The sequence below is a fragment of the Nocardioides sp. P5_C9_2 genome, assembly GCF_054049555.1.
Genome location: NZ_JBFUMD010000359.1, coordinates 1 through 4,111 on the forward strand (window position 1 = coordinate 1; position 4,111 = coordinate 4,111).

The 4,111-nt window shown below is 73.0% G+C and carries 4 protein-coding genes and 1 pseudogene; 1 reads left to right on the top strand and 4 read right to left on the bottom strand.

What is annotated here, in order from left to right:
- On the bottom strand, positions 1-1,084 hold a 1,084-nt coding region (gene nadA / locus ACXJKL_RS15975; RefSeq protein WP_457208015.1), incomplete at its 3' end, for a quinolinate synthase NadA.
- A gap of 104 nt (positions 1,085-1,188) precedes the next feature.
- Between nadA and ACXJKL_RS15980 the strand changes: the two genes are divergently transcribed.
- Positions 1,189-2,418, top strand: coding sequence for a glucose-1-phosphate adenylyltransferase family protein (locus ACXJKL_RS15980; protein WP_457208016.1), 1,230 nt, complete (start codon positions 1,189-1,191; stop codon positions 2,416-2,418).
- Here the strand turns inward: ACXJKL_RS15980 and ACXJKL_RS15985 are convergent.
- The 3 genes and pseudogenes from ACXJKL_RS15985 to ACXJKL_RS15995 form a co-directional block, all read right to left on the bottom strand.
- Positions 2,415-3,305 carry a GNAT family N-acetyltransferase gene (locus ACXJKL_RS15985; protein WP_457208017.1) on the bottom strand — a complete coding sequence of 297 codons (891 nt, stop codon included), beginning with the start codon at positions 3,303-3,305 and terminating at the stop codon, positions 2,415-2,417. The genes ACXJKL_RS15980 and ACXJKL_RS15985 overlap by 4 nt on opposite strands.
- The gene (locus ACXJKL_RS15990; protein WP_457208018.1) at positions 3,302-3,721 is read right to left on the bottom strand and encodes an SRPBCC domain-containing protein; all 420 of its coding nucleotides are present in this window, start codon (positions 3,719-3,721) and stop codon (positions 3,302-3,304) included. Before ACXJKL_RS15990 ends, ACXJKL_RS15985 begins: the two co-directional genes overlap by 4 nt.
- Positions 3,722-3,747: 26 nt before the next feature.
- Positions 3,748-4,111, bottom strand: a pseudogene (locus tag ACXJKL_RS15995) (DUF1116 domain-containing protein); the annotation flags it as partial.

Genomic DNA, 4,111 nt, shown 5'->3' on the forward strand with positions numbered 1-4,111 from the left:
GCCCGGCGACGAGCGACTCCATCGCCCACACCAGGTGCGGCAGGTCGATGCGGTTCATCGTCGAGCAGTAGCAGACGTTGCGGTCGAGGAACACGATCGTCTTGTCGGGGTGCGCGTCGGCCAGGCGCTTGACCAGGTTCAGCTCGGTGCCGATGGCCCACGTCGTGCCCGGCTCGGCGGCCTCGATGGTCTTGATGATGAACTCGGTGGAGCCGACGAGGTCGGCCTTGAGCACCACCTCGTGCCTGCACTCGGGGTGCACCAGGATCTTGATGCCGGCGTGCTTGGCGCGCAGCTCGTCGACCACGTCCTCGCTGAAGCGGCCGTGCACCGAGCAGTGGCCCTTCCACAGGATCATCCGCGCGTCGCGCAGCTCGTCGGCGGTGAGCCCGCCGCCGGGCTGCAGCGGGTCCCACACCACGCAGTCGTCGAGGGCCATGCCCATCTGGAGGACCGCGGTGTTGCGGCCGAGGTGCTGGTCGGGGAGGAAGAGGATCTTGGCGCCGTCGCCCAGGTCGGGCTTCTGCGCGAGGGCCCACTCCAGGGCCACGTCCGCGTTGGACGACGTACAGACGACGCCGCCGTTGCGGCCGCAGAACGCCTTGATGTCGGCGCTGGAGTTCATGTAGGTCACGGGTACGACGCTGTCCTGGATGCCGGCGTCCGCCATCGCGTCCCACGCGTCCTCGACCTGCGCCAGCCGGGCCATGTCGGCCATCGAGCAGCCGGCGGCCAGGTCGGGCAGCACGACCGCCTGGTCGGGAGAGGTCAGGATGTCGGCGGACTCGGCCATGAAGTGCACGCCGCAGAAGACGATGAACTCGGCGTCGGGCCGGCCGGCGGCGTCGCGCGCCAGCTTGAAGGAGTCGCCCGTGACGTCGGCGAACTCGATGACCTCGTCGCGCTGGTAGTGGTGGCCCAGCACGAAGACGCGATCACCCAGCGCGGCCTTGGCGGCGCGGGCCCGCTCCACCAGGTCGGGGTCGGAGGCGGCCGGCAGGTCACCGGGGCACTCCACGCCCCGCTCGGCGCCGAGGTCGCGGCCCTTGCCGAGGGGGAGGAGCGGGAGGTCGACGAGGCTCATGACCCCATCCTAGGTGGCCCGCACCGGCGTCCCCGCCCGCGTGCGAGGGTGTGCACACAACGCCGGCGACGACCCACTGGCGGACCCGGGACGAGGAGAACACCATGGCACGACGAGGCGAGGTCCTGGCGCTGGTGCAGGCGGGAGGTCAGGGCGGACGGATGGACGTGCTCACCCGCGAGCGCGCCAAGCCGGCCCTGCCGTACGGCGGGGTCCACCGGCTGGTCGACTTCGCCCTCTCGGCGCTGGCGCACGCCGACCTGGTGGACGTGTGGGTGTCCCTGGAGTACCAGGTGACCTCGATCGACGAGTACCTCTCCGGCGGCCGGCCGTGGAGCCTGGACCGCAACCGCGGCGGCTTCCGGCGCATCGTCCCGCAGACCGGGACCGGCCCGGCGACCGAGAGCGGCTTCGCGCACGGCAACGGGGACCTGCTGCTGCGGATGTCCGCCGACCTGGAGGCCTTCGGCGCGTCCACGCTCGTGGTCTGCAGCGCCGACCACGTCTTCAACATGGACCTCGCCCCCGTCATCGACGACCACATCGCCGCCGGCCGGGTGGCCACCGTGCTGACCACCGAGGTGACCAAGAAGGACGCCTCGGACAACGTCGTCGTGATCGCGGGGGCCGACGGCACCATCACCGGGATCGAGCACAAGCCGTCGAGGCCCTCGACCGGGACCATCGCCACCGAGGTGTTCATCTACGACACCGCGGTCCTGCTCACCACCCTGCGCCAGCTGCGGGCCGAGCTCGCCGGCGACCAGGAGGGCGACGACAGCGGCCTGGGCGACTTCGGCGAGCACGTCCTGCCCCGGCTGGTCGAGACGGGCAGGGCGGTGGCYGTGCCGATGACCGGCTACTGGCGCGACGTYGGCCAGCCCGCCCTCTACCTGCAGTCGCACCGCGACCTGCTCGCCGGCCGGGTCGACGTCTTCGACCACGACACCCGGCCGGTCATCTCGCACTGGCCCGACCGTCCGGCGGCCCGGGTCCGGTCGACCGGCGCGGTCTCCGACTCCCTCCTCTCACCGGGCTGCGACGTCTCCGGGGAGGTCGTCGGCAGCGTGCTCGGCCCCGGCGTCGTCGTGGAGAAGGGAGCCGTCGTGCGCGACAGCGTGCTCATGGAGGACTGCGTGGTGCGGTCCGGTGCGCACGTCCACACCGCGATCCTCGACGAGGGTTGCGAGGTGCTGGCCGGGGCCCGGGTGGGCGCCGCGCCGAGCGCCCGCCTGGCCCGCGCCGAGGAGGTCGTCCTCGCCGGCCGGGACTGCCGGGTCGGGGGAGAGATCGCCGCAGGCGCCCGCCTCGAGCCGGGCACCGACACCCGCTAGAGCACCGAGCCGTGGTGGACGTACGGCGCCGGCGGTTTCATCCCGCGCAGGCACAGGTAGCCGCTGGTGTGCACCGAGAGCCGGGCCGCGAGCCCGACGTCGACGGCCCACTGGTTGGCGGGGGTGATGTGGTGCAGCGAGACCGTGGACCCGGGGCTCGACGAGCCGAAGGCCTCCCACACCAGGTCCGAGGCAGTACGCCGCGTGGTCGCCGCGACCAGGGTCGGTGAGCCGTCGGCGCCGACGTACGCGTAGCCCTGGCTCGACGATGTCTCGCAGACCAGCWGGCGGAACTGCTCGAGCAGCGCCTCGTGGTCGGAGAGGTGGGCGGCCCCGCGGGTCTGCCGGTCGATCGAGTTCATCAGGTCGATGTCGCCGGCGCTGCCCTCCCGGACCCGTTCGACCACCGGCAGGGCGTCGCGGTCGACGGTGCCGGTGACGAACATCTGCGGGTGCAGGGCGAAGCCCGCCAGCCGGTAGCGGCGGACCGCGGCCGGGTCGGCGCTTGCCGAGAACATCCCGCGCAGGCAGCCGCGGCCGTGGTGCAGGGCGGCGGCGAGCAGCTGGGTCCCGATGCCGCGGCCCTGCACGTCGGGAGCGACCGCGAAGGACGAGAGGATCCACATCARCTCACGGACGCGGGAGACCGCACAGCCGACGACCCGGTCGTCGATCTCGGCCACCCAGCAGCCGTCCGGGTCGGTGCGCAGGGCGTGGGCGGTACGGCGTACCCAGGYGCCGTTGCGCGTCGGCGTACGCGGCTGCGGCTCCGGCCAGTCGCGCTGGAAGGTGCGCCGGTCGACCTCGGTGTAGGCGAGGCCGGTGAGGTCGGCCATCGCCGCGAGGTCCGACTCGCGCGCGGGCCGGAGGATCAGCCCCGCGGTCACGACACGTGGGCGGCGAAGCGGGTGAGGAGGTCCTCCCAGTGGGTGTACCTCTCCCGGACGTCCTCGGAGCCGTCGACCCAGCCGCCGTGCTCGAGGCGGACCCGGGTTCCGGGGCCCTCCTCGGCGAAGGTCACGTCGAGCTGGGTGGGCTCCGCCTTCTCGTGGCCCAGCCAGAACTGCTGGCCGAAGTGGCCCAGCGGCTCCCAGGTCGTCACCCGTCCCCACACGTAGCGCTCGCCGTCGCTGTGGACGGTCGCGACGTCGCCCTCGGGGTCGATCTCGATGCTGGAGAAGGTCGGCGGGTCGGGGCTCAGCATGGGGTCCCACCACTCGCCCATCTGGGCGGTGAAGCCCACGAACGCCTGGGTGGGGGTCACCGGGACGACGGTCTCGAAGACGAGCGGGTCGAGGGGCATGCCCCCATCCTTCCGGGTGTGCGACGTCAGCGCGGGACGCGCGCCGCGAGGCCGGCCAGCGCCGCGGGGAAGACCTCCGCCGGTGGCGTCACGAGACCGGCCCCGACCTGGCCCACCCCGGCCCGCCTGCCCGCCATCCCGGTGTTGATCTGCGGGAGGATGCCCGTCCGGCACACGCGGGTGACGTCGATGCCGCTCGGGGTGCCCTGGAAGTCCAGGATCGGCACGGACCAGCGGGGGTTCTCGCCCAGCGTGATCTCGTGCATCCGACGCGTGGTCGCGAGGGCGTCGGGCACCGTGCCGCCGACGAGCCGCACGATGGCCGGCGCGGTCGCCATCGCGAAGCCGCCGATGCCGGCCGTCTCGGTGATGGCCGAGTCGCCGATGTCC

What these genes read in the sequence shown, in the direction of transcription:
- ACXJKL_RS15990 (WP_457208018.1), bottom strand. Translation starts at nt 3,721, where the DNA reads ATGCCCCTCGACCCGCTCGTCTTCGAGACCGTCGTCCCGGTGACCCCC.